The following is a 20,778-nucleotide window of genomic DNA, read 5'->3' as shown; positions in this document are numbered from 1 at the left end:
GGTCACGCCGCCAGCATTTCCTTCGCGTGCTTGCGCGTCGTCGCGGTGATCTCGAGCCCGCCGAGCATCCGCGCGACTTCCTCGACGCGGCTCGCCCGGTCGAGCGGGACGACCGTCGACACGGTGCCGCCTCGGGCGTCCGCGCCCTTCGCGACCTGGAAGTGCTGGTCGCCGCGCGCCGCGACCTGCGGCAGGTGTGTCACGCACAGGACCTGCCGGTCGCGTCCGAGCTGGTGCAGCAGCCGGCCGACCACTTCGGCGACGCCGCCGCCGATTCCGGTGTCGACTTCGTCGAAGATCAGTGTCGGCGTCGGGCTCGCGGCGCTCGCGATCACCGCGAGCGCGAGGCTGATCCGCGCGAGTTCGCCGCCCGACGCGACTTTCGCGAGCGGCCGCAGCGGCACGCCCGGATGGCCGGCCACGCGGAATTCGACCTGTTCGAGCCCATGCGGGCCGCCGTCGGCGAGCGGCACGAGCGCCACCTCGAAGCTGCCGCCCGCCATCGACAGTTCCTGCATGCCGGCGGTCACGGCCGCGCCGAGCGCCTTGGCCGCCTGTGTGCGCGCCTTCGACAGGCGCTTCGCATCGGCGAGATAGGCGTCCCACGCCTTGGCCTGCGCCGCGTGCAGCGCGCCCAGATCGGCCGCCGCGTCGAGCGCGGCCAGCTGCGCGCGCCGCGCCGCGTGCTCCTCGTGCAGCGTGTCGGGCGGCAGGCGGAACTTGCGGGCGGTCGAGTGCAGCGCGTCGACGCGCGTTTCGACCTGCGCGAGCCGGTCCGGATCGAGGTCGAGACGCTGCGCGTAGTGCGACAGCGAATAGACGGCTTCCTGCAGCTGGATTTCGGCCGGCTCGAGCGACGCGAGCGCATCGCCGAGCGCCGGATCGTAGTCGGCGAGGCTGCGCAGCTTCGAGACGATCGCGCCGAGCTGCGCGAGCATCGCGTCGTCGGCCTCGGATAGCGCGTTGAGCGCGCCCTGCACGCCGTCGATCAGGTTCGCCGAATGCGTCAGGCGCTTGTGCTCGGCATTGACTTCTTCCCATTCGCCGGGCTGCGGCGCGAGCTTGTCGAGCTCGGCGAGCTGCCACGCGAGCTTCTCGCGTTCGAGCTGCAGCTCGCGCTCGTGCGCCTGCGCCGTCTCGATCGCCTGGGTCGCGTCGCGCCACACGCGCCATGCGCGCGCGACGTTGGCGGCGTCGGCGACGAGCCCCGCGTGGGTGTCGAACAGCTCGCGCTGCGCGTCCGGCCGCATCAGCAGCTGGTGCGCATGCTGGCCGTGGATGTCGACGAGCATCTCGCCGAGCTCGCGCAGCTGCGCGAGCGTGGCGCTGGTGCCGTTGACGAACGCGCGCGAGCGGCCGTTCGTATCGATCACGCGGCGCAGCATCACGGTGTCCTCCGTGTCGAACGCGTGCTCGTCGAGCCAGCGCGCGACGCGGTCGTGCGGCGTGAATTCGGCGGTGATGTCGGCGCGGCTGCAGCCGGTGCGCACGACGCTCGCGTCGGCGCGCTCGCCGAGCGCCAGCGCGAGCGCGTCGATCAGGATCGATTTGCCGGCGCCGGTTTCGCCGGAGAAAACGGTAAAGCCGCTGTCGAATTCAAGGTCGAGCGCGGCCACGATGACGAAGTCGCGGATCGAGAGGTGACGGAGCATGGTGTCGGGCGGTGGGGCGTCAGGACGCCGTGTCGTCGTCTTCGTTCGAAGGATGTTCGTTCCAGTGCAGCTTCTTGCGCAGCGTCGCGTAGTAGCTGTAGCCGATCGGGTGCAGGAACGGCACCGTGTGCTTCGAGCGGCGCACCTCGATCGTGTCGTTCAGTTCGAGCGACGTGAACGACTGCATGTCGAAGTTCACGTTGACGTCGCGCCCGGCGACGATCTGGATCGCGATCTTGGTGTCGTCCGGCAGCACGATCGGCCGGTTCGACAGCGCATGCGGCGCGATCGGCACGAGCACGATGCCCTGGAGCTGCGGATGCAGGATCGGCCCGGCCGACGACAGCGCGTACGCGGTCGAGCCGGTCGGCGTCGCGACGATCAGGCCGTCCGAACGCTGGTTGTACATGAACCGGCCGTCCACCGACGCGCGCAGTTCGACCATCCCGGAAAAGCCGCTGCGGTTCACGACGACGTCGTTGAACGCGAGCGCGTGGTAGATCGGTTCGCCGTTGCGCATGATCCGGGCCTCGAGCAGCGAGCGCTCCTCGCGCTCGAACTTGCCCGCCAGCATCACGGGGACGAGCGCCTGCATGTCGGCCGCCGCGATGTCGGTGATGAAGCCGAGCCGCCCGTGGTTGATCCCGATCAGCGGCGTCTTGTAAGGCGCAAGCTGCCGGCCGATGCCGAGCATCGTGCCGTCGCCGCCCAGCACGATCGCCACGTCGGCGCGCGCCCCGATTTCGGCGGGGGTGAGCGCCGGGTAGCCGGCGATGCCGATCTCGCGCGCGGTGTCGGCTTCGAAGACCACCTCGAAACCCCGCTTCGCGATGCAGGCGGCCAGCGTGGCGAGCGGCTCGGCGATGCCGGGCGTGTTGCTCCGGCCGACGAGCGCGACAGTATTGAACTGATTACCGGTTTTCATGCCGGCATTACACCATAGCTCGTTGACGAAAAGAACCGTCCGCGCCCCCGGGCGCCGCGGCGGGGCTGCCCGGGTGCCGGTTGCGGCCACTCGCCGCAGCCGCGCGGTTGCGCTAAAATTTTCCACCATGCTAGATCCTCGCGCACGAACCCTCCTGAAAACCCTGATCGAACGGTATATCGCCGACGGTCAGCCGGTCGGATCGCGCACGTTGTCTCGTTACTCCGGGCTGGAGCTGAGCCCGGCGACGATCCGCAACGTGATGTCCGACCTGGAGGAGCTCGGCCTCGTGTCGAGCCCGCACACGTCGGCCGGCCGCGTGCCGACCCCGCGCGGCTATCGCCTGTTCGTCGACACGATGCTGACGGTCGAGGCGCCGATCGACGCCGACGCGGTCGCCCGCCAGGTGCAGACCACGCTGCAGGCCGGCGAGCCGCAGCAGAAGGTGGTCGCGGCCGCGGCGAGCGTACTGTCGAACCTGTCGCAGTTCGCGGGCGTCGTGCTGACGCCGCGCCGCAGCCACGTGTTCAAGCAGATCGAGTTCATGCGCCTGTCCGACAAGCGCATCCTGCTCATCATCGTCACGCCCGAGGGCGACGTGCAGAACCGCATGCTCGCGACCCCGCGCGACTATTCGCCGTCGCAGCTGACCGAGGCGTCCAACTACATCAACGCGCACTTCGCCGGGCTGTCGTTCGACGACGTGCGGCGCCGCCTGCGCGACGAGATCGACCAGCTGCGCGGCGACATGACCGCGCTGATGCACGCGGCCGTGACCGCGAGCACCGAGGTGCCGGACACCGAGGACACCGTACTCATTTCCGGCGAGCGCAACCTGCTCGAAGTGGCGGACCTGTCGTCCGACATGGCGCGGTTGCGCAAGCTGTTCGACGTTTTCGACCACAAGACGGGCCTCCTGCAATTGCTCGACGTGTCGAGCCACGCCCAGGGCGTGCAGATCTTCATCGGCGGCGAATCGACGCTCGTGCCGATCGAGGAAATGAGCGTGGTCACCGCACCCTACGAGGTGAACGGCAAGATCGTCGGCACGCTCGGCGTGATCGGCCCGACCCGCATGGCGTACAACCGCGTGATCCCGATCGTCGACATCACCGCGCGCCTGCTGTCGCTCGCGCTCAGCCAGCAATAGCCGCCGATCCGGTCCCGTTATCGTGCCGCGGCGCGCGCCGCGCCGCAATCGGCCGAACGGCCAGTCACCCCGCGAGGGACGGCCCGCTATAATTGAAGGCCGTCCGGTTTCGTGCCTCGAGCACGTCGTTATTCATGCGCTTCGATCTTGAGCCGCCATCGAGCGTCGCGGCCGCCCATCGCATCGCGGTGCTGCTGATCAATCTCGGCACGCCCGATGCGCCGACGCCGCGCGCCGTTCGCCGCTATCTCGCCGAATTCCTGTCCGATCCCCGCGTGGTCGAAATCCCGCAGGCGCTCTGGCAGATCCTGCTGCGCACGGTCATCCTGCCGCTGCGCGGCCGCGCGTCCGCGAAGAAATACGCGGCCGTCTGGATGCCGGAGGGCTCGCCGCTGCGCGTCCATACCGAGCGCCAGGTCGACGGCGTGCGCCACCTGCTCGCGTCGAACGGCTACCACGTGATGGTCGACTACGCGATGCGCTACGGCAGCCCGGGCATCGCGCAGGTGCTCGCGCAGCTCAAGCGGGCCGGTGCCGAGCGCGTGCTGCTGATGCCGATGTATCCGCAATATTCCGCGTCGACCACGGCGACGGCGTTCGACGCCGCGTTCGGCGCGCTCGCGCGCATGCGCAACCAGCCGGAAGTGCGCACCGTGCGCCATTACGCCGATCATCCGGCGTACATCCACGCGCTCGCCGAGCAGGTGCGGCAGTACTGGGCGCAGCACGGCCGGCCCGATTTCGCGGCCGGCGACAAGCTGGTGCTGAGCTTCCACGGCGTGCCGAAACGCACGCTCGATCTCGGCGATCCCTATCACGACCAGTGCCAGCAGACGGCCGCGCTGCTGATGGCGGCGCTCGGCCTGTCGACGCTCGAGTGCCGCGTCACGTTCCAGTCGCGCTTCGGCAAGGCCGAATGGCTGCAGCCGTACACGGCGCCGACGCTGCGCGAGCTCGGCGAGGCCGGCGTGCGGCGCGCGGACGTGTTCTGCCCCGGTTTCACCGCCGACTGCCTCGAGACGATCGAGGAAATCGGCATGGAAGTGCGCGACGAATTCATCGCCGGCGGCGGCAAGGCGTTCCATCGCATTCCGTGCCTGAACGGCGCGCATGCGTGGATCGGCGCGCTCGGCGAGATCGTCGCGGAGAATCTGCAGGGCTGGCCGGTCAAGGCAGGGCAGCTGGAAACGGTGAACTGAAATGACACGATCCCCACGCTCACTTCGTTCGCTGCCCCCCGAGGGGGTGGTCAGCCTCCTTGGGGCGGCCCGGCGGAGGCTGACATGAACTACCGGATTTCCACGGAACCGGGCGCGAAACTTCGCATCGACAAATGGTTGTGGGCCGCGCGATTCTTCAAGACCCGTTCACTCGCGGCCGATGCGGTCGACAAGGGCCGGGTGCGGATCGGCGGGGCGCCGGTCAAGCCGGCCAAGGAAGTGCGCGTGGGCGACCAGGTCGAGATTGCGATCGACGGCATCGTCTGGCACATTGCCGTGCTGGGCGTATGCGACGTGCGCGGGCCGGCGAGCGTCGCGCAGACGCTTTATGCGGAGTCCGAAGCCGGGCGGGCCGAACGGCTCGCCGAACAGGAGCGGCGCCGCATGTTCCGCGAGCCGGCGGCCCAGCTGCACGGCCGGCCGACCAAGCGCGATCGCCGCATCATCGACAGATTTTCTGGTGGGGACTGAATATCTGGTCGAACGTCGCGCGCGCGCTTCCGTATTCGGTCGTGCGGTCGTTGACCGCCCCGGACAGGCAGATGGTGGTGGTGCCAGCGACGAGTACCAGCGCGACCACCGAGATGGCAAAGGTCAGTTTCACGGTACTCCCCCTCGAGAAGACGGGTGAAAATGGCGCCAGGTGGATGTCAGGCAATGGTCAGCTAGGGTTAACGAGCGTCCCCGATGCCTGAGTTGCAGTGTAGGTCAGCGTCAGGGGGCGGGCTAGTACTTGTCCGGTAAGCGTTGTTACAGGCCGTTTCGCGCGATCGGGCGGTTGTTTCGCGGTGCTTTCGAATGCGTTCGAATAACCCTCTTGAAATCGCAGTTTTCACCTCTATCTGCACCAGCAATGTGCGGTGCCGTCGGAATTTCGTCTGACGGTTGCCGATTTGGCTTCAACCTCTAATCGACTTTCAGCGACATGGAAAACACGCAAGAGAACCCGGCACCCCAATCGGCCGAAGACACCGGCAGCGAGACGCAGGGCGCGCAAGGCGCCGCGCCGGCAGCCGTTGCCGCCGACGCGGCGCTTGCCGAGGCTCAGGCCAAGGTCGCCGAGCTGCAGGAGAGCTTCCTGCGCGCGAAGGCCGAGACCGAGAACGTGCGCCGCCGCGCCCAGGACGACGTCGCAAAGGCGCACAAGTTCGCGATCGAAAGCTTTGCCGAGCACCTGCTGCCGGTGCTGGACAGCCTCGAGGCCGCGGTCGGCGACACGTCCGGCGATCTCGCGAAGGTACGCGAAGGCGTCGAGCTGACGCTGCGCCAGCTGACGAGCGCGCTCGAAAAGGGCCGCGTCGTCGCGATCAACCCGGTCGGCGAGAAGTTCGATCCGCACCAGCACCAGGCGATTTCGATGGTGCCGGCCGAGCAGGATCCGAACACCGTCGTCACGGTGCTGCAAAAGGGCTACATGATCGCCGACCGCGTGCTGCGTCCGGCGCTCGTCACGGTCGCGCAGCCGAAGTAAGGCTGTCGTCATGGCTGCCGTCGGCGTCGATCCGGCCGCGTTCGACGCGTTCGGGATGCAGGCGCTGTCCGCCGATACGTTCGACGCCGGCCTTGCCGGCGCGGGCGACGCGCTGGCCGTGGTGTTCTTCTGGGGCGTCGACTGCTTCAATTGCGAGATCGCGAAGAAGGCGATGCTCGCGCAGCCCGATGCAATCCGCGCGCTGGGCCTGAAATGGTTCCATAGCAACGTGTACGAACACCGCGAGCTGGGGCGCCGCTTCGCGCTGCATGGCGTGCCGACGTGGTTCTTCTTTCACCGCGGCCGGCGGCTCGGCCGCGCGACCGGCTGGCATGGCCTTGCGCAGTTCCAGGCGGCTGTATCGGCCGCGCGCGCGAAGATCGCCGCGGCGGGCGATCCCGTGGCGGGCGATCCCGCGGCGCGTGGCGATTGAAAAAATTTAATAGCCGCATCGACGGTCGGGTCTTGAAAACGGTGCCGACGGACGCATTTCGGGAACAGAGTTGAATTCGGCGCGCGATACCGCCCAAAAAAGCGGGGTTTCGCGCAGCAATCAAGGATTTCTGGAGATTAGGAAAACATGGGAAAGATCATCGGTATTGACCTCGGCACCACGAACTCGTGCGTCGCGATCATGGAAGGCAACCAGGTCAAGGTCATCGAGAACTCGGAAGGCGCCCGCACGACGCCGTCGATCATCGCGTACATGGACGACAACGAAGTGCTCGTCGGCGCGCCGGCCAAGCGTCAGTCGGTGACGAACCCGAAGAACACGCTGTTCGCGGTGAAGCGCCTGATCGGCCGCCGCTTCGAAGAGAAGGAAGTGCAGAAGGACATCGGCCTGATGCCGTACGCGATCATCAAGGCGGACAACGGCGACGCGTGGGTCGAAGCCCACGGCGAGAAGCTGGCGCCGCCGCAAGTGTCGGCCGAAGTGCTGCGCAAGATGAAGAAGACGGCCGAAGACTACCTCGGCGAGCCGGTCACGGAAGCCGTGATCACGGTGCCGGCGTACTTCAACGACAGCCAGCGCCAGGCGACCAAGGACGCCGGCCGCATCGCGGGCCTCGAAGTCAAGCGGATCATCAACGAGCCGACCGCGGCCGCGCTCGCGTTCGGCCTCGACAAGGCCGAGAAGGGCGACCGCAAGATCGCCGTGTATGACCTCGGCGGCGGCACGTTCGACGTGTCGATCATCGAGATCGCGGACGTCGACGGCGAAATGCAGTTCGAAGTGCTGTCGACCAACGGCGACACGTTCCTCGGCGGCGAGGACTTCGACCAGCGCATCATCGACTACATCATCGGCGAGTTCAAGAAGGAGCAGGGCGTCGACCTGTCGAAGGACGTGCTCGCGCTGCAGCGCCTGAAGGAAGCCGCTGAAAAGGCGAAGATCGAGCTGTCGTCGAGCCAGCAGACCGAAATCAACCTGCCGTACATCACGGCGGACGCATCGGGCCCGAAGCACTTGAACCTGAAGATCACCCGCGCGAAGCTGGAAGCGCTGGTCGAGGATCTGGTCGAGCGCACGATCGAGCCGTGCCGCATCGCGATCAAGGACGCGGGCGTCAAGGTGTCGGACATCGACGACGTGATCCTGGTCGGCGGCCAGACCCGCATGCCGAAGGTGCTGGAGAAGGTGAAGGAGTTCTTCGGCAAGGATCCGCGCCGTGACGTGAACCCGGACGAAGCCGTCGCAGTCGGCGCGGCGATCCAGGGCCAGGTGCTGTCGGGCGACCGCAAGGACGTGCTGCTGCTCGACGTGACCCCGCTGTCGCTCGGCATCGAGACGCTCGGCGGCGTGATGACGAAGATGATCAACAAGAACACGACGATCCCGACGAAGCACGCGCAGGTGTATTCGACGGCGGACGACAACCAGGGCGCCGTGACGATCAAGGTGTTCCAGGGCGAGCGCGAAATGGCAGCGGGCAACAAGCTGCTCGGCGAGTTCAACCTGGAAGGGATCCCGCCCGCACCGCGCGGCGTGCCGCAGATCGAAGTGACCTTCGACATCGACGCGAACGGCATCCTGCACGTCGGCGCGAAGGACAAGGCGACCGGCAAGGAAAACAAGATCACGATCAAGGCGAACTCGGGCCTGTCCGAGGCCGAGATCGACCAGATGATCAAGGACGCGGAAGCGAACGCGGCGGAAGACCACAAGCTGCGCGAGCTGGCCGATTCGCGCAACCAGGGCGACGCGCTGGTCCACAGCACCAAGAAGGCGCTGACCGAGTACGGCGACAAGCTGGACGCGGGCGAGAAGGAGAAGATCGAAGCCGCGCTGAAGGAGCTCGAGGAAGTGTTGAAGAACACGTCGAGCGACAAGGCCGCGATCGATGCGAAGGTCGAAGCGGTGGCGACGGCGTCGCAGAAGCTGGGCGAGAAGATGTACGCCGACATGCAGGCCCAGGCAGGTGCGGCCGGCGCGGCGGGCGCAGCGGAAGGCGCGGCCCACGCGGGCGGTGCGCAGCAGGCTGCGGACGACGTCGTCGACGCCGAGTTCAAGGAAGTGAAGAAGGACTGAGCCGGGTTGCGACAGCACCACCGCCGCGCGCGAGATCGCGCGCGGCGCGGCTGACAAGCGGTCTGTCTTTCCTTGCGGATGGCCGGATCGACTCTACGCCTGGCGGGCTTCGCGGCCCTCCGGGCACATTTGTTTTTTGGCGGGCGCTGCGTGTGCCGTCACCGGACGGGTGCCGCAACGCCAGACGAGTCGCGAGACTTTACTGCGAGCGAAAGGAGCCGCCGCGTGCATGAGGCGCGGACGGCAGTGAAACGATATGGCGAAACGGGATTACTACGAGGTTCTGGGCGTCGCGAAGAATGCGAGCGACGACGAAATCAAGAAGGCATATCGCAAGCTTGCGATGAAGTATCACCCTGACCGCAATCCGGACAACAAGGATGCGGAAGAGCATTTCAAGGAGGCGAAGGAAGCCTACGAAATGCTGTCGGACAGCCAGAAGCGGGCCGCGTACGACCAGTACGGCCATGCGGGCGTCGATCCGAACATGGGCGGTGCGGGTGCACAGGGCTTCGGCGGCTTCGCGGATGCGTTCGGCGACATCTTCGGCGACATCTTTGGCCAGGCCGCGGGCGGCCGTGGCGGCCGGGCCGGCCCGCAGGTGTATCGCGGCGCGGACCTGCGCTACAGCATGGAAATCACGCTCGAGCAGGCCGCGCACGGCTACGACACGCAGATCCGCGTGCCGAGCTGGGTGTCGTGCGAGATCTGTCACGGCTCGGGCGCGAAGCCGGGCACCAAGCCCGAAACCTGCCCGACCTGCCATGGCCAGGGCACGGTGCGCATGTCGCAGGGCTTCTTCAGCATCCAGCAAACCTGCCCGAAGTGTCACGGCAGCGGCACCTACATTCCGGAGCCGTGCGCGCACTGCCACGGTTCGGGCAAGGTGAAGGAAACCAAGACGCTCGAAGTGAAGATCCCGGCGGGCATCGACGACGGCATGCGGATCCGCTCGGCCGGCAACGGCGAGCCGGGGATCAACGGCGGGCCGCCGGGCGACCTGTACGTCGAGATCCACATCAAGCCGCACGCGGTGTTCGAGCGTGACGGCGACGACCTGCATTGCCAGATGCCGATTCCGTTCACGACCGCCGCGCTCGGCGGCGAGATCGAGGTGCCGACGCTGGCCGGCCGCGCGACGTTCCCGGTGCCGGAAGGCACGCAGTCGGGCAAGACGTTCCGCCTGCGCGGCAAGGGCATCAAGGGGCTGCGTGCGAGCATCGCGGGCGATCTGTACGTGCACGTGCAGGTCGAGACGCCGGTGAAGCTGACCGACCAGCAGCGCGATCTGCTGAAGCAGTTCGAGAAGTCGCTGGCCGAAGGCGGTGCGCGTCACAGCCCGCAGAGCAAGAGCTGGTTCGACCGGGTGAAGAGCTTCTTCGAGTAACGGCATGACTGATGGCAGCGAGAGCGCGGCGTTCGCGCTCTTGGATGATTGCGACTCGACCGCATCCGCGCGGTCGAGTCGCTTGTATACGGGATTCGTGCGCGAGCGGGTGTGCGCCGATCCCGCGCGGCTCGACGACGTCGATGCGGCGCTCGCGCAGGATTTGCGCGACGGGCTGCATGCGGTCGTCGTCGGCGATTACGAATTCGGTCGCAACCTGCAATGGGCGCAGCCGGGCGAAGCCCCGCTGCGCTTTTTGCTGTTTGCGCGCTGCGAGCGCCTGTCGCGCGACGAAGTCGACGCGTGGCTCGCGCAACGCGACGGCGGCACGGCGTCGCCGTCGATCGCGGGCGTCGCGCACGTGACGAAGAGCGTGACGCGCGATGCGTTCGACGCGGCGATCGCCGCCGTGCACGACGCGCTGCGCGCGGGCGACTCGTATCAGGTCAACTACACCTTCCGGCTGCATTTCGACGCGTTCGGCACGCCGCTCGCGCTGTACCGGCGCCTGCGCGCGCGCCAGCCGGTGCGCTACGGCGCGCTGATCGCGCTGCCGGGCGGCGCGTGGGTCGTATCGTGCTCGCCCGAGCTGTTCGTCGAGAAGCATGGCGACGTGCTGCGCGCGCGGCCGATGAAGGGCACCGCGCCGCGCTCGGACGACCCGCGGCGCGATGCCGAAGCGGCCGCGTTCCTCGCGAGCGATCCGAAGAACCGCGCCGAAAACGTGATGATCGTCGACCTGCTGCGCAACGACCTGTCGCGAATCGCCCGCACGGGAACCGTCAGGGTGCCGGCGCTGTTCTCGGTCGAGCCGTATGCGTCGGTGTGGCAGATGACGTCGACGGTGGACGCGGGATGGCGCGACGGCACGACGTTTGCCGACCTGCTGCGCGCGCTGTTTCCGTGCGGGTCGATCACCGGTGCGCCGAAACACAAGACGATGCAGCTGATCGACGCGATCGAATCGACGCCGCGCGGCCTCTATACGGGCACGATCGGCTGGCTCGATGCGCCGCAGGCAAGCTCCGACGGGAACCCGGACGGCGCGCCGCGCTGCGGCGATTTCTGCCTGTCGGTCGCGATCCGCACGCTGACGCTCGATGCGGCCGCGGCATCGGGCCGGCGGATGGGCACGATGGGCGTCGGCGCCGGCATCGTGCTCGACAGCGTCGCGGCCGACGAATATGCGGAGTGCGAATTGAAGGCGCGATTCCTGACCGATGCCGATCCCGGCTTCCAGCTGTTCGAAACCACCTGCGCGACGCGCGCGGAGGGCATCCGCCATCTCGACCGCCACGTCGCGCGGCTGCAGCGCAGCGCGGACGCGTTCGGCTTCCGCTTCGACGCGGATGCGCTGCGCGGCGCGATCGACGCGCGCTGCGCGGCGCTCGACGGCGACGGCCCGTACCGGATGAAGCTGGCGCTGGCGAAGGACGGCGCGCTCGAGATCGTGGCGGCGCCGCTCAAGCCGCTGCCGGACGGGCCGGCGGGCGTGCTGCTCGCGGCCGATCATGGCTTTGCGCCGACGCACGCCGACGATGCGCTGCTGCAGCACAAGACGACCCGTCGTGCCGACTACGATCGCGCATGGCAGGCCGCCGAGGCGCTCGGCTGTTTCGACATGCTGTTCGTCAACGAGCGCGGCGAAGTGACGGAGGGCGGGCGCTCGAACCTGTTCGTGAAGCTCGACGGCCAATGGGTGACGCCGCCGCTGTCGTGCGGCGTGCTGCCGGGCGTGATGCGCGGCGTGCTGCTCGACGATCCGTCGTTCGGCGCGACGGAGCGTGTCGTCACGCGCGACGACCTGGCGCGCGCGCAGGCGCTGCTGCTGACCAACGCACTGCGCGGCGCAGTCGACGCGGTACTGAAGTGACCTGAGCCGATCGGCACGCGCTGCCGATCGGCCGGTGCCGGACTCATGCGCATCACGGCGAAACGAGGCCGCAAAAAAACGCGGCGCCCCGCAAAGGGCGCCGCGTTTTTTCATGTCTGCGCGCCGGCGGCGCCGCGTCAGAACGTATGTTCCGGGCCGGGGAACGAGCCGTCCTTCACCGCGCGCACGTACGCATCGATGGCCGCATGGATGCTCGGCTGGCCTTGCATGAAATCCTTCACGAAGCGCGGCCGCTTGCCGGGGAAGATGCCGAGCATGTCGTGCAGCACCAGCACCTGGCCCGTGCAGTCCGCGCCCGCGCCGATGCCGATCGTCGGCACGCGCAGCATCTGCGTGACTTCGGAGGCGACGAGCATCGGGACGGCCTCGAGCAACACGATCTGCGCGCCGGCGGCCTCGAGCGCGCGCGCGTCGCGCAGCAGCTGCGCGGCGCCGGCCTCGGTCTTGCCCTGCACCTTGAAGCCGCCGAACGCGTGCACCGACTGCGGCGTGAGGCCGATGTGCGCGCACACGGGCACCGCGCGCTCGACCAGGAACCGCACGGTGTCGGCGAGCCATTCGCCGCCTTCGAGCTTGACCATCTGCGCGCCCGCGCGCATCAGCTTGACGGAGCTGGCGAACGCGTCGGCCGGCGTGCCGTACGTGCCGAACGGCAAATCCGCCATGATCAGCGCGCGCGGCTGCGCGCGTGCGACGCAGGCCGTGTGATACGCGATATCGTCGAGCGTGACGGGCAGGGTGGTGGTGTGGCCTTGCAGCACGTTGCCGAGCGAATCGCCGATCAGGAGGACGTCGGCGCCCGCGCGGTCGAGCAACGCGGCGAAGCTCGCGTCGTAGCAGGTCAGCATCGCGATCTTCTCGCCGGCGTCGCGCATTGCCTGCAGCTTCGGCACCGTCACGGCAGGCCGGCTCGAATCCTGGAGATAGGTCATGGGAATTCCGGTTCGATGGGTAGAAAAGCGGCGAGCGACGCGTCAGCGCGTCGTCTCGCCCTTGACGAAGAACTCCTTGCGGCCGCGCATCGTCTCGATGCGCTCGATCAGCAAGGCAAGATCCTCGGGAGAGTCCAGCGGGTTCAGGTGCTCCGCCGCGACCGTCAGCACCGGTGTGCGGTCGTAGTGATAGAAGAATTCGTTGTACGCGTCGACGAGCGAGCGCAGGTACGCATCGCTGATCTGCAGCTCCATCGGCAGGCCGCGCTTCTGGATCCGCGCGAACAGCACCTCGGGGCTCGCCTGCAGGTACACGACGAGCTCGGGCGCGGGCGCCTGCTGGGCATCGACGTGCGCGGCGAGCGCGCGGTAGAGCTGCCATTCGTCGTCGGGCAGGTTCAGCCGCGCGAAGATCTCGTTCTTCTGCGGCATGAAATCGGCGACCACCGGGCGGCCTGTTTCCAGCGCCGCAACCAGTTCGCGCGCCTGCTGCGCGCGCTGCAGCGCGAACGACAGCTGGGCCGGCAGCGCATAGCGCGCCGTGTCGCGATAGAAGCGCTCGAGAAACGGGTTGTCCTGCGGGCGTTCGAGCAGCGGCTGCATCGACCAGCGCTCGCCGAGCAGGCGGGCGAGCGTCGTCTTGCCGACGCCGATCGGGCCTTCGATCACGAGATAGCGATGCGGCGCGCGCAGGTCCGGCGCGGTGACGGTCAGCGGGGTAGGGTTCATCGGCAGCGGGTTTTGTCGGCGCCGTCGCCGGCGGCGGCGAGCGCCTTCTGCATCAGGCACTGGCAGGTCTGGACCTTCTCGATGCGCTGGCCCGCGACCGCGGCGAGGAACGCCTGCGCGCGGCCGCGCGCCGGGATGTCGAGCGCCGGGTCGATCTCGACGAGCGGCACCAGCGCGAACGCGCGGTCGGTCAGGCGCGGGTGCGGCACGATCAGGTCGGGTTCGTCGATCGAATCGGCGCCGAACAGCAGGATGTCGATGTCGAGCGTGCGGGGAGCGTTGCGGTACGGGCGTTCGCGCCCGAAGTGATGTTCGATTTTCTGGCAGAGGGCGAGCAGCTCGCGCGCGGCGAGCGTGGTGTCGATCTTGACGACGCAGTTGTAGTAGTCGTCGCCCCCGGCGTCGACCGGGGCCGTGCGATACAGGCTCGACTTGCCGAGGATCGAGATGGTGTGCTGCTGGGCAAGACACACCACCGCGTCCTTCAAAGTCTGGCGCGCATCGCCGAGATTCGCCCCCAGTCCGAGATATGCAACCGTCATGGCATCACTTCCTACGTCGTTCGCCGGCGCGCGCGTCAGTCTTCGGAACCGCCCGACACTTCGGGCGCCTGCGCGGCGCCGTCGTCCGGCTTGCGATTCCTCGCGCCGCCGCGGCGGCGCCGCTTGCGGGGCGATTTTTCCTTCGAGCCGCCCTGCGTGAGCAAGGCCTCGCGCGCGGCCGCGTCGCCTTCGATGAAATCCGTCCACCACTGCCCGACGTCCTGCTCCAGCTCGCCGGATTCGCAGCGTAACAGGAGGAAATCATACCCCGCTCTAAATCTTTGGTGTTCCAGCAGGCGCAGCGCGCTGCGGCCGGAGCGCTTCTCGAGGCGCAGCTGCAGGCCCCAGATCTCGCGCATGTCGGCCGAGTAGCGCTTGTGGATCGCGAGCTTTTCGGTCTGCATGTCGAGCACGTCGTCCATCGCGCGATGCAGCGCGGGCACCGGGAACTCGCCTTCGGCCGAGTATTGCTCGAAGCGCTGGCGCATGTCGTGCCACAGCAGCGTCGCGAACAGGAAGCCCGGCGACACCGGCTTGCCGGCGCGCACGCGCGCGTCGGTGTTGTTCAGCGCGAGCGTGATGAACTTCTCGCCCTGCGGCTGTTCGAGCACGACGTCGAGCAGCGGCAGCAGCCCGTGGTGCAGGCCTTCCTTGCGCAGCTGCTTCAGGCACGCGAGCGCATGGCCGGACAGCAGCAGCTTCAGCATCTCGTCGAACAGGCGCGCGGCGGGCACGTTGTTGATCAGGTCGGCGAGCGCGTTGATCGGCTCGCGCGTGTGCGTCTCGATGTCGAAGCCGAGCTTCGCCGCGAAGCGCACGACGCGCAGCATCCGCACCGGATCCTCGCGGTAGCGCGTGGCCGGATCGCCGATCATCCGCAGCAGGCGGGCGCGCATGTCGGCCATCCCGTCGTGGTAGTCGAGCACCGTCTGCGTCGACGGGTCGTAGTACATCGCGTTGATCGTGAAGTCGCGGCGCGCGGCGTCCTCGTGCTGCTCGCCCCACACGTTGTCGCGCAGCACGCGGCCGCTCGCGTCCACCGCATGCGTGCGGCGGTCGAGCTCGTCGCGCTTCAGGCGCTTCGGCGGCTCGGTCGCGGCGGGCGGCGGATCGACGAGCGCGCGGAACGTCGACACCTCGATCAGCTCCTGGCCGAACTGCACGTGGACGATCTGGAAGCGGCGGCCGATCAGGCGCGCGCGGCGGAACAGGCGCTGCACCTCGGTGGGGGTCGCGTCGGTCGCGACGTCGAAGTCCTTCGGCGCGATGCCGAGCAGCAGGTCGCGCACCGCGCCGCCGACGATGAACGCGCGAAAGCCCGCCTGCTGCAGCGTGTCGGTCACGCGCACGGCGTTCTTCGAGATCAGCGCGGGATCGATGCCGTGCACGTTCGCGGGCACGACGGTCGGCTCATGGTTGCGCGGCTTCTTCGCAGCGGGGCGGGCGCCCTTCGCGGCGCGCGGGGCGGCCTGGGTATCGGCGGGCGCGGTATCGGCCGGCGTTTGGGCGGCGTCGTCCTGGCCGAGCAGCTTGCGGATGAATTTTTTGATCACGACGTTCAGAAGAGATCGAGGATGCGCCAGCCGCGGTTGCTTGCATGCGCGCGCAGCGTGTCGTCGGGGTTGGTCGCGATCGGGTCGGTGACTTTCTCGAGCAACGGGATGTCGTTGTGCGAATCGCTGTAGAAATAGCTGTGTTCGAAATCGTCCCAGTGCTTGCCGAGCGACGCGAGCCACGCTTCGGTGCGGATGATCTTGCCTTCGCGATAGCTCGGCGTGCCGGTCGGCCGGCCCGTGTACGGCGAATCGGGGTGGCCGTCGGTCGTCTCGACTTCGCACGCGATCAGCGTGTCGACGCCGAACGCGGTCGCGATCGGCCGCGTGATGAATTCGTTGGTCGCGGTGACGACGCAGCACAGGTCGCCGGCATCGAGGTGCTGGCGCACGAGTTCGAGCGCGGCGGGCGTCATCGCGGGCCGGATCACCTCGTGCATGTACTGCTCGTGCCACTCGGCGAGCTGCGCGCGCGAATACTTCGCGAGCGGCGTGAGCATCGCCGTGAGGTACGCGTGGATGTCGAGCTTGCCGGCCTTGTAGTCGGCGAAGAACTGGTCGTTCTGACGCGAGAAGCTTTCCGCGTCGACGATGCCGAGCTTCACCATGAAGCGGCCCCATTCGTGGTCGCTATCGGTCGGGATCAGCGTGTGATCGAGGTCAAAGAGTGCCAGATTAGTCATGGAAGCGCATTTTACTCGAAGCGGTTCGGGCCCGTGCCCGGCGGCACGATGTCGTCGCCGGGGCGGGCCAGCATCCGGCGCAGCAGCGGCAGCGTGACGGCGCGTTTCTGCTCGAGCGAGAAGCGGTCGAGCGCGTCGAGCAGCGCCATCAGGCTGGGCATGTCGCGGCGGAAATGAGTCAGCAGGTAGGCCGCGATGTCGTCGGTGAGCGCGATCCCGCGCTCCTTCGCCGCGAGCTTGAGCACGGCGATCTTGCCGGCGTCGGACGGCGGCGACAGGTGGAACACGAGCCCCCAGCCGAGGCGCGTGCGCAGATCCTCGCGGACGTCGAGCGCGAGCGGCGCCGCGGGCCCTGCCGCGACGAACGCGCTCGACGGATGCGCGCGGACCTCGTTGAACAGGTTGAACAGCGCGACCTGCTGCGTGTCGCTCATCCGGTCGCAGTCGTCGATCGCGTAGATGCCGATGCGCGGGTCGAACGTGAACGCGCCGAGCGGGCTTTGCGGCGTGAGATAGCGCGCGTAGCCGTACGACGCGTCGCTCACGAGCGCCTGCAGCAGGTGGCTGCGGCCGCTGCCCGGCTCGCCCCAGATGTAGAACGACCGGTCCGGCACGGGGCCCGCCGCCAGCGCGAGGTCGAGCTTCTGCAGCCGCGTGACGAGCTCGTCGTTCTCCTCACTCATGATGAAGTTGTCGAACGTGGCGGGCGGCGGCGTGCCGAGATCGAGCGTCAGTTGACGGGACACAGTCACAATGCGGGTCGGTTGGAAAAACGTGCGCCGGGGCGCGCGGGGTCGATGGCTGCACGCGCGGCCGCACGCACGGCGGCGCGCGGGTTCCGGCGCGGCTCGCTCAGCGATGAAAACGGGGACGTGTTGGCCAAGATGCGATCCCTGACGATTCGATGCGGGGAATTCCGGCCACGCGGCCGGGTTCGGGTAAAATCGCATTTTACCGACCTTCTCGCATTCCCCCATGAATCCTCCGAAATCCGCTCCTGACGCCCAAGGTCTGTCCTATCGTGACGCGGGCGTCGACATCGACGCGGGCGATGCCCTCATCGACAAGATCAAGCCCTTTGCGAAGAAAACCCTGCGCGACGGCGTGCTCGGCGGCATCGGCGGGTTCGGCGCGCTGTTCGAAGTGCCGAAGAAGTATCGCGAGCCGGTGCTCGTGTCGGGCACCGACGGCGTCGGCACCAAGCTCAAGCTCGCGTTTCATCTGAACAAACACGACACGGTCGGCCAGGATCTCGTCGCGATGAGCGTGAACGACATCCTCGTGCAGGGCGCCGAGCCGCTGTTCTTCCTCGACTACTTCGCGTGCGGCAAGCTCGACGTCGACACGGCCGCGACCGTCGTCAAGGGCATCGCGCAGGGCTGCGAACTGTCGGGCTGCGCGCTGATCGGCGGCGAAACCGCGGAAATGCCGGGCATGTACCCGGACGGCGAGTACGACCTCGCGGGCTTCGCGGTCGGCGCGGTCGAAAAGAGCAAGATCATCGACGGCAGCACGATCGCCGCGGGCGACGTGGTGCTGGGCCTTGCCTCGAGCGGCATCCACTCGAACGGCTTCTCGCTCGTGCGCAAGATCATCGAGCGCGCGAATCCGGACCTGTCGGCCGATTTCCACGGCCGCTCGCTGGCCGACACGCTGATGGCGCCGACCCGCATCTACGTGAAGCCGCTGCTCGCGCTGATGGAAAAGATCGCCGTGAAGGGCATGGCGCACATCACCGGCGGCGGCCTCGTCGAGAACATTCCGCGCGTGCTGCGCGAAGGCCTCACCGCCGAGCTGGACCAGAAGGCCTGGCCGCTGCCGCCGCTGTTCCAGTGGCTGCAGGAGCACGGCGGCGTCGCCGACGCGGAAATGCACCGCGTGTTCAACTGCGGGATCGGCATGGTCGTGATCGTGTCGGCGGCCGATGCCGACGCGGCGGTCAGCCAGCTGACGGCAGCCGGCGAGCAGGTGTGGAAGATCGGCACCGTGCGCGCGAGCCGCGAAGGCGAGGCGCAGACGGTCGTGGTCTGAGCGGCATCCAGGCTGCATCACCGTTCATGCAAAACGCCCGGCGCAAGCCGGGCGTTTTGTTTTGGGTGCGCCGATTTCGTCAACGCAGGCCGTTGCTTCCGTAAAACGTCAGCTGGGGCGGGTGGTCGGCGTGGCCGGACATCGAGGCCTTGTTCGCGGTGAGCCGGATGCGTGCCCGCCCGGCCTCAGGGCGCAGCGCCTGCGCGCGCCGCCCGCGCATTGAACAGCAGCGGCGGCACGAGCAGGTACAGCAGCGCGGCGGCCGCCCACACGAGCCCTGGCCACGTGTCGCGGGTGGCTGCATATGTGGCGGTGACGACGAGCGGCCCCGCGACGCCGATCAGGCTCGCGACGCTCGCGAGCGCGCCCTGCAGTTCGCCCTGCCGCGCGTCGTCGACCTGGCGCGCAAGCATCGCCTGCAGCGCCGGCAACGCGAGGCCGCCCGCCGCGAACAGCGGCAGCAGCGCGAACGGCACCCACGCCGCGGCGGCGAACGCGATGGCCACGAGCCCGAGTGCATCGCCGGCAAGGCCCAGCGCGAGCGCGCGGCGCTCGCCGAGGCGCGCGATCAGCGGCCCGATCGCAAACGCCTGCGCGAGCGCGTGGCACGTGCCATAGCCCGTGAGCGACAACCCCGCGATCAGCGTCGACCAGCCGAAGTGTTCCTGGCCGTACAGGATCCACAGCGTCGCGGGCGCCTGCGACACCAGCGCGACGATCACGTAGACGCCGACCAGCGCGGCGAGCGCCGGGCCGCCGCGCAGCAGGCGCAGGCTCGCGAACGGATTGAGGATGGTGGCCGTGCGGCCGTCGCGCGCCGACGGCGGCCGCGATTCCGGCAGCGCGCGCCACACGAGCGCGAGATTGAGTGCGTTGAGCAGCGCGGCCGCGACGAACGGCGCACGCAGGTGCCACGCGCCGAGCAGCCCGCCGATCAGCGGGCCCGCAATGAAGCCGATGCCCATCACGGCGCCGAGCTGGCCGAAACGCCGCGCACGGTCGGGTTCGGCCGTGACGTCGGTGACGTACGCGGTCGCGACCGCGACGCTCGCGCCCGTGATGCCCGCGATCAAGCGCCCCGCGTAAAGCCACGCGAGCGTCGGCGCATAGGCCATCAGCAGATAGTCGAGCGCGGCGCCCGCGAGCGACGCGAGCAGCACGGGCCGGCGGCCGAAGCGGTCACTCAGCGCGCCGAGCAGCGGCGCGCACAGGAATTGCGCGAACGCGTACAGCGCGAGCAGCACGCCGTAATGTGTGTCGGTGCTGCCCATGCCGGCGAGCGAGCGCAGCAGCCCGGGCAGGATCGGCATCACGAGCCCGACGCCGATCGCGTCGAGCAGGACGGTCGCCAGGATGGCAATCAGGGAGGGATTCAAGATCGTGACCCTATCGGTGATAGAGTGGCGATTATTCCACGGTTTCCCTATCGGTGATAAATATGAAGGACACAGGCGCGCGGCTCACACGCGACACGGTATTGCGCGCGGCGCTCGACCTGCTCGACGAGGTCGGCATCGACGCGCTGTCGACGCGGCGGCTCGCGGAGCGGCTTGGGGTGCAATCGCCGACGCTTTACTGGCATTTCCGGAACAAGGGCGAGCTGCTCGAAGCGATGTCGGACGCGATCATGTCCGAACGCCGTCAGGCCTCGCTGCCGCGGCCGGGCGACGCATGGGACACGTGGCTCGCCGCGAATGCGCGCAATTTCCGCGCTGCGCTGCTGGCCTATCGGGACGGCGCGCGCCTGCATGCCGGCACGCGGCCGCGCGCGGGGGATTTCGACGCGATCGAATCCAAGCTGGCGTTGTTGTGCGATGCGGGTTTCGCACCCGAGCAGGCCATCGACGTGATGTTCGCGCTCGGCCGCTTCGTGGTCGGCTGGGTGCTGGAGGAGCAGGCGGAACCGGAAGGCGCGCCGGATGCGGAGGACCTGCCGGATCCGGCCGCGTACCCGCTCGTCGCACAAGGGTGGGCCGCGCTGCGCGCGCGCAGCCGCGACGAGGCGTTCGAGCGCGCGATCGCGCTGGTGGTCGACGGCGCGCGCGCGCAACTGGCCGCGCGCCGGGCCGGCTGACGACG

20 protein-coding genes are annotated in these 20,778 nt (G+C 68.4%); 10 read left to right on the top strand and 10 right to left on the bottom strand.

What is annotated here, in order from left to right; translation table 11 throughout:
- Window positions 1-2: 2 nt before the first annotated feature.
- Both recN and ABFO07_RS15995 read right to left on the bottom strand, forming a co-directional pair.
- Entirely contained in the window at window positions 3-1,652 is a 1,650-nt protein-coding gene (gene recN, locus ABFO07_RS16000; RefSeq protein ID WP_059565238.1) for a DNA repair protein RecN, read from the bottom strand.
- Window positions 1,653-1,671: 19 nt separating this feature from the next.
- Window positions 1,672-2,577, bottom strand: coding sequence for an NAD kinase (locus tag ABFO07_RS15995; RefSeq protein ID WP_059802525.1), 906 nt, complete (start codon window positions 2,575-2,577; stop codon window positions 1,672-1,674).
- A 127-nt stretch (window positions 2,578-2,704) separates the two neighbouring features.
- On the opposite strand from ABFO07_RS15995, the gene hrcA reads away from it, so the two are divergent.
- The 3 genes from hrcA (at window position 2,705) to ABFO07_RS15980 (ending at window position 5,418) form a co-directional block, all read left to right on the top strand.
- Entirely contained in the window at window positions 2,705-3,727 is a 1,023-nt protein-coding gene (hrcA, locus tag ABFO07_RS15990) for a heat-inducible transcriptional repressor HrcA (protein ID WP_059565240.1), read from the top strand.
- Between the two features lie 134 nt (window positions 3,728-3,861).
- A complete protein-coding gene (gene hemH, locus ABFO07_RS15985; protein WP_059882594.1) occupies window positions 3,862-4,926 on the top strand; it encodes a ferrochelatase in 1,065 nt (354 codons plus the stop codon).
- A gap of 84 nt (window positions 4,927-5,010) precedes the next feature.
- Window positions 5,011-5,418 carry an RNA-binding S4 domain-containing protein gene (locus ABFO07_RS15980; protein WP_059565242.1) on the top strand — a complete coding sequence of 136 codons (408 nt, stop codon included), beginning with the start codon at window positions 5,011-5,013 and terminating at the stop codon, window positions 5,416-5,418.
- Here the strand turns inward: ABFO07_RS15980 and ABFO07_RS15975 are convergent.
- On the bottom strand, window positions 5,390-5,551 hold the full coding sequence (locus ABFO07_RS15975) for a hypothetical protein (protein ID WP_167361362.1): 162 nt from the start codon (window positions 5,549-5,551) through the stop codon (window positions 5,390-5,392). The genes ABFO07_RS15980 and ABFO07_RS15975 overlap by 29 nt on opposite strands.
- A gap of 321 nt (window positions 5,552-5,872) precedes the next feature.
- Between ABFO07_RS15975 and grpE the strand changes: the two genes are divergently transcribed.
- From grpE to pabB, 5 genes are all read left to right on the top strand, one after another.
- Window positions 5,873-6,418 carry a nucleotide exchange factor GrpE gene (gene grpE / locus ABFO07_RS15970; RefSeq protein WP_059565243.1) on the top strand — a complete coding sequence of 182 codons (546 nt, stop codon included), beginning with the start codon at window positions 5,873-5,875 and terminating at the stop codon, window positions 6,416-6,418.
- A gap of 10 nt (window positions 6,419-6,428) precedes the next feature.
- On the top strand, window positions 6,429-6,851 hold the full coding sequence (locus ABFO07_RS15965; protein WP_347467892.1) for a thioredoxin family protein: 423 nt from the start codon (window positions 6,429-6,431) through the stop codon (window positions 6,849-6,851).
- Between the two features lie 147 nt (window positions 6,852-6,998).
- Window positions 6,999-8,948: a molecular chaperone DnaK gene (gene dnaK, locus ABFO07_RS15960; protein WP_059565245.1), complete on the top strand. Its 1,950-nt coding sequence runs from the start codon at window positions 6,999-7,001 to the stop codon at window positions 8,946-8,948.
- A 256-nt stretch (window positions 8,949-9,204) separates the two neighbouring features.
- Window positions 9,205-10,335, top strand: a complete 1,131-nt coding sequence (gene dnaJ / locus ABFO07_RS15955) for a molecular chaperone DnaJ (protein ID WP_017333261.1) — start codon at window positions 9,205-9,207, stop codon at window positions 10,333-10,335.
- A 4-nt stretch (window positions 10,336-10,339) separates the two neighbouring features.
- Window positions 10,340-12,208 carry an aminodeoxychorismate synthase component I gene (gene pabB, locus ABFO07_RS15950; protein WP_124490360.1) on the top strand — a complete coding sequence of 623 codons (1,869 nt, stop codon included), beginning with the start codon at window positions 10,340-10,342 and terminating at the stop codon, window positions 12,206-12,208.
- Window positions 12,209-12,345: 137 nt separating this feature from the next.
- On the opposite strand, the gene panB is transcribed toward pabB, so the two are convergent.
- Genes panB through hda form a run of 6 tightly spaced genes read right to left on the bottom strand, consistent with a single transcriptional unit; the run spans window position 12,346 to window position 17,420 of the window.
- On the bottom strand, window positions 12,346-13,161 hold the full coding sequence (panB, locus tag ABFO07_RS15945) for a 3-methyl-2-oxobutanoate hydroxymethyltransferase (RefSeq protein ID WP_059565248.1): 816 nt from the start codon (window positions 13,159-13,161) through the stop codon (window positions 12,346-12,348).
- 42 nt (window positions 13,162-13,203) lie between these two features.
- On the bottom strand, window positions 13,204-13,890 hold the full coding sequence (locus ABFO07_RS15940; protein WP_059802520.1) for a deoxynucleoside kinase: 687 nt from the start codon (window positions 13,888-13,890) through the stop codon (window positions 13,204-13,206).
- A complete protein-coding gene (folK, locus tag ABFO07_RS15935; protein ID WP_059565250.1) occupies window positions 13,887-14,432 on the bottom strand; it encodes a 2-amino-4-hydroxy-6-hydroxymethyldihydropteridine diphosphokinase in 546 nt (181 codons plus the stop codon). The genes ABFO07_RS15940 and folK overlap by 4 nt, the downstream gene beginning before the upstream one ends.
- 35 nt (window positions 14,433-14,467) lie before the next feature.
- Window positions 14,468-15,985, bottom strand: coding sequence for a polynucleotide adenylyltransferase PcnB (gene pcnB, locus ABFO07_RS15930; protein WP_124490359.1), 1,518 nt, complete (start codon window positions 15,983-15,985; stop codon window positions 14,468-14,470).
- A gap of 5 nt (window positions 15,986-15,990) precedes the next feature.
- Window positions 15,991-16,668, bottom strand: coding sequence for an HAD family hydrolase (locus ABFO07_RS15925; protein WP_059565252.1), 678 nt, complete (start codon window positions 16,666-16,668; stop codon window positions 15,991-15,993).
- A gap of 11 nt (window positions 16,669-16,679) precedes the next feature.
- Complete coding sequence (gene hda / locus ABFO07_RS15920) at window positions 16,680-17,420, bottom strand: DnaA regulatory inactivator Hda (protein WP_279607758.1); 741 nt, start codon at window positions 17,418-17,420, stop codon at window positions 16,680-16,682.
- Between the two features lie 223 nt (window positions 17,421-17,643).
- On the opposite strand from hda, the gene purM reads away from it, so the two are divergent.
- Window positions 17,644-18,699 carry a phosphoribosylformylglycinamidine cyclo-ligase gene (purM, locus tag ABFO07_RS15915; RefSeq protein WP_347467886.1) on the top strand — a complete coding sequence of 352 codons (1,056 nt, stop codon included), beginning with the start codon at window positions 17,644-17,646 and terminating at the stop codon, window positions 18,697-18,699.
- A gap of 185 nt (window positions 18,700-18,884) precedes the next feature.
- Here the strand turns inward: purM and tet are convergent, their stop codons facing one another.
- A complete protein-coding gene (gene tet / locus ABFO07_RS15910) occupies window positions 18,885-20,075 on the bottom strand; it encodes a Tet(A)/Tet(B)/Tet(C) family tetracycline efflux MFS transporter (RefSeq protein ID WP_063895327.1) in 1,191 nt (396 codons plus the stop codon).
- 62 nt (window positions 20,076-20,137) lie between these two features.
- Between tet and tetR the strand changes: the two genes are divergently transcribed.
- Complete coding sequence (gene tetR, locus ABFO07_RS15905) at window positions 20,138-20,773, top strand: tetracycline resistance transcriptional repressor TetR (protein WP_059565255.1); 636 nt, start codon at window positions 20,138-20,140, stop codon at window positions 20,771-20,773.
- Window positions 20,774-20,778: the final 5 nt, after the last annotated feature.

The sequence above is a fragment of the Burkholderia stagnalis genome (genome assembly GCF_039848545.1).
GTDB lineage: Bacteria > Pseudomonadota > Gammaproteobacteria > Burkholderiales > Burkholderiaceae > Burkholderia > Burkholderia stagnalis.
Note: the sequence above shows the minus strand (reverse complement) of the source record. Positions and strands in the feature narration are given on the sequence as shown.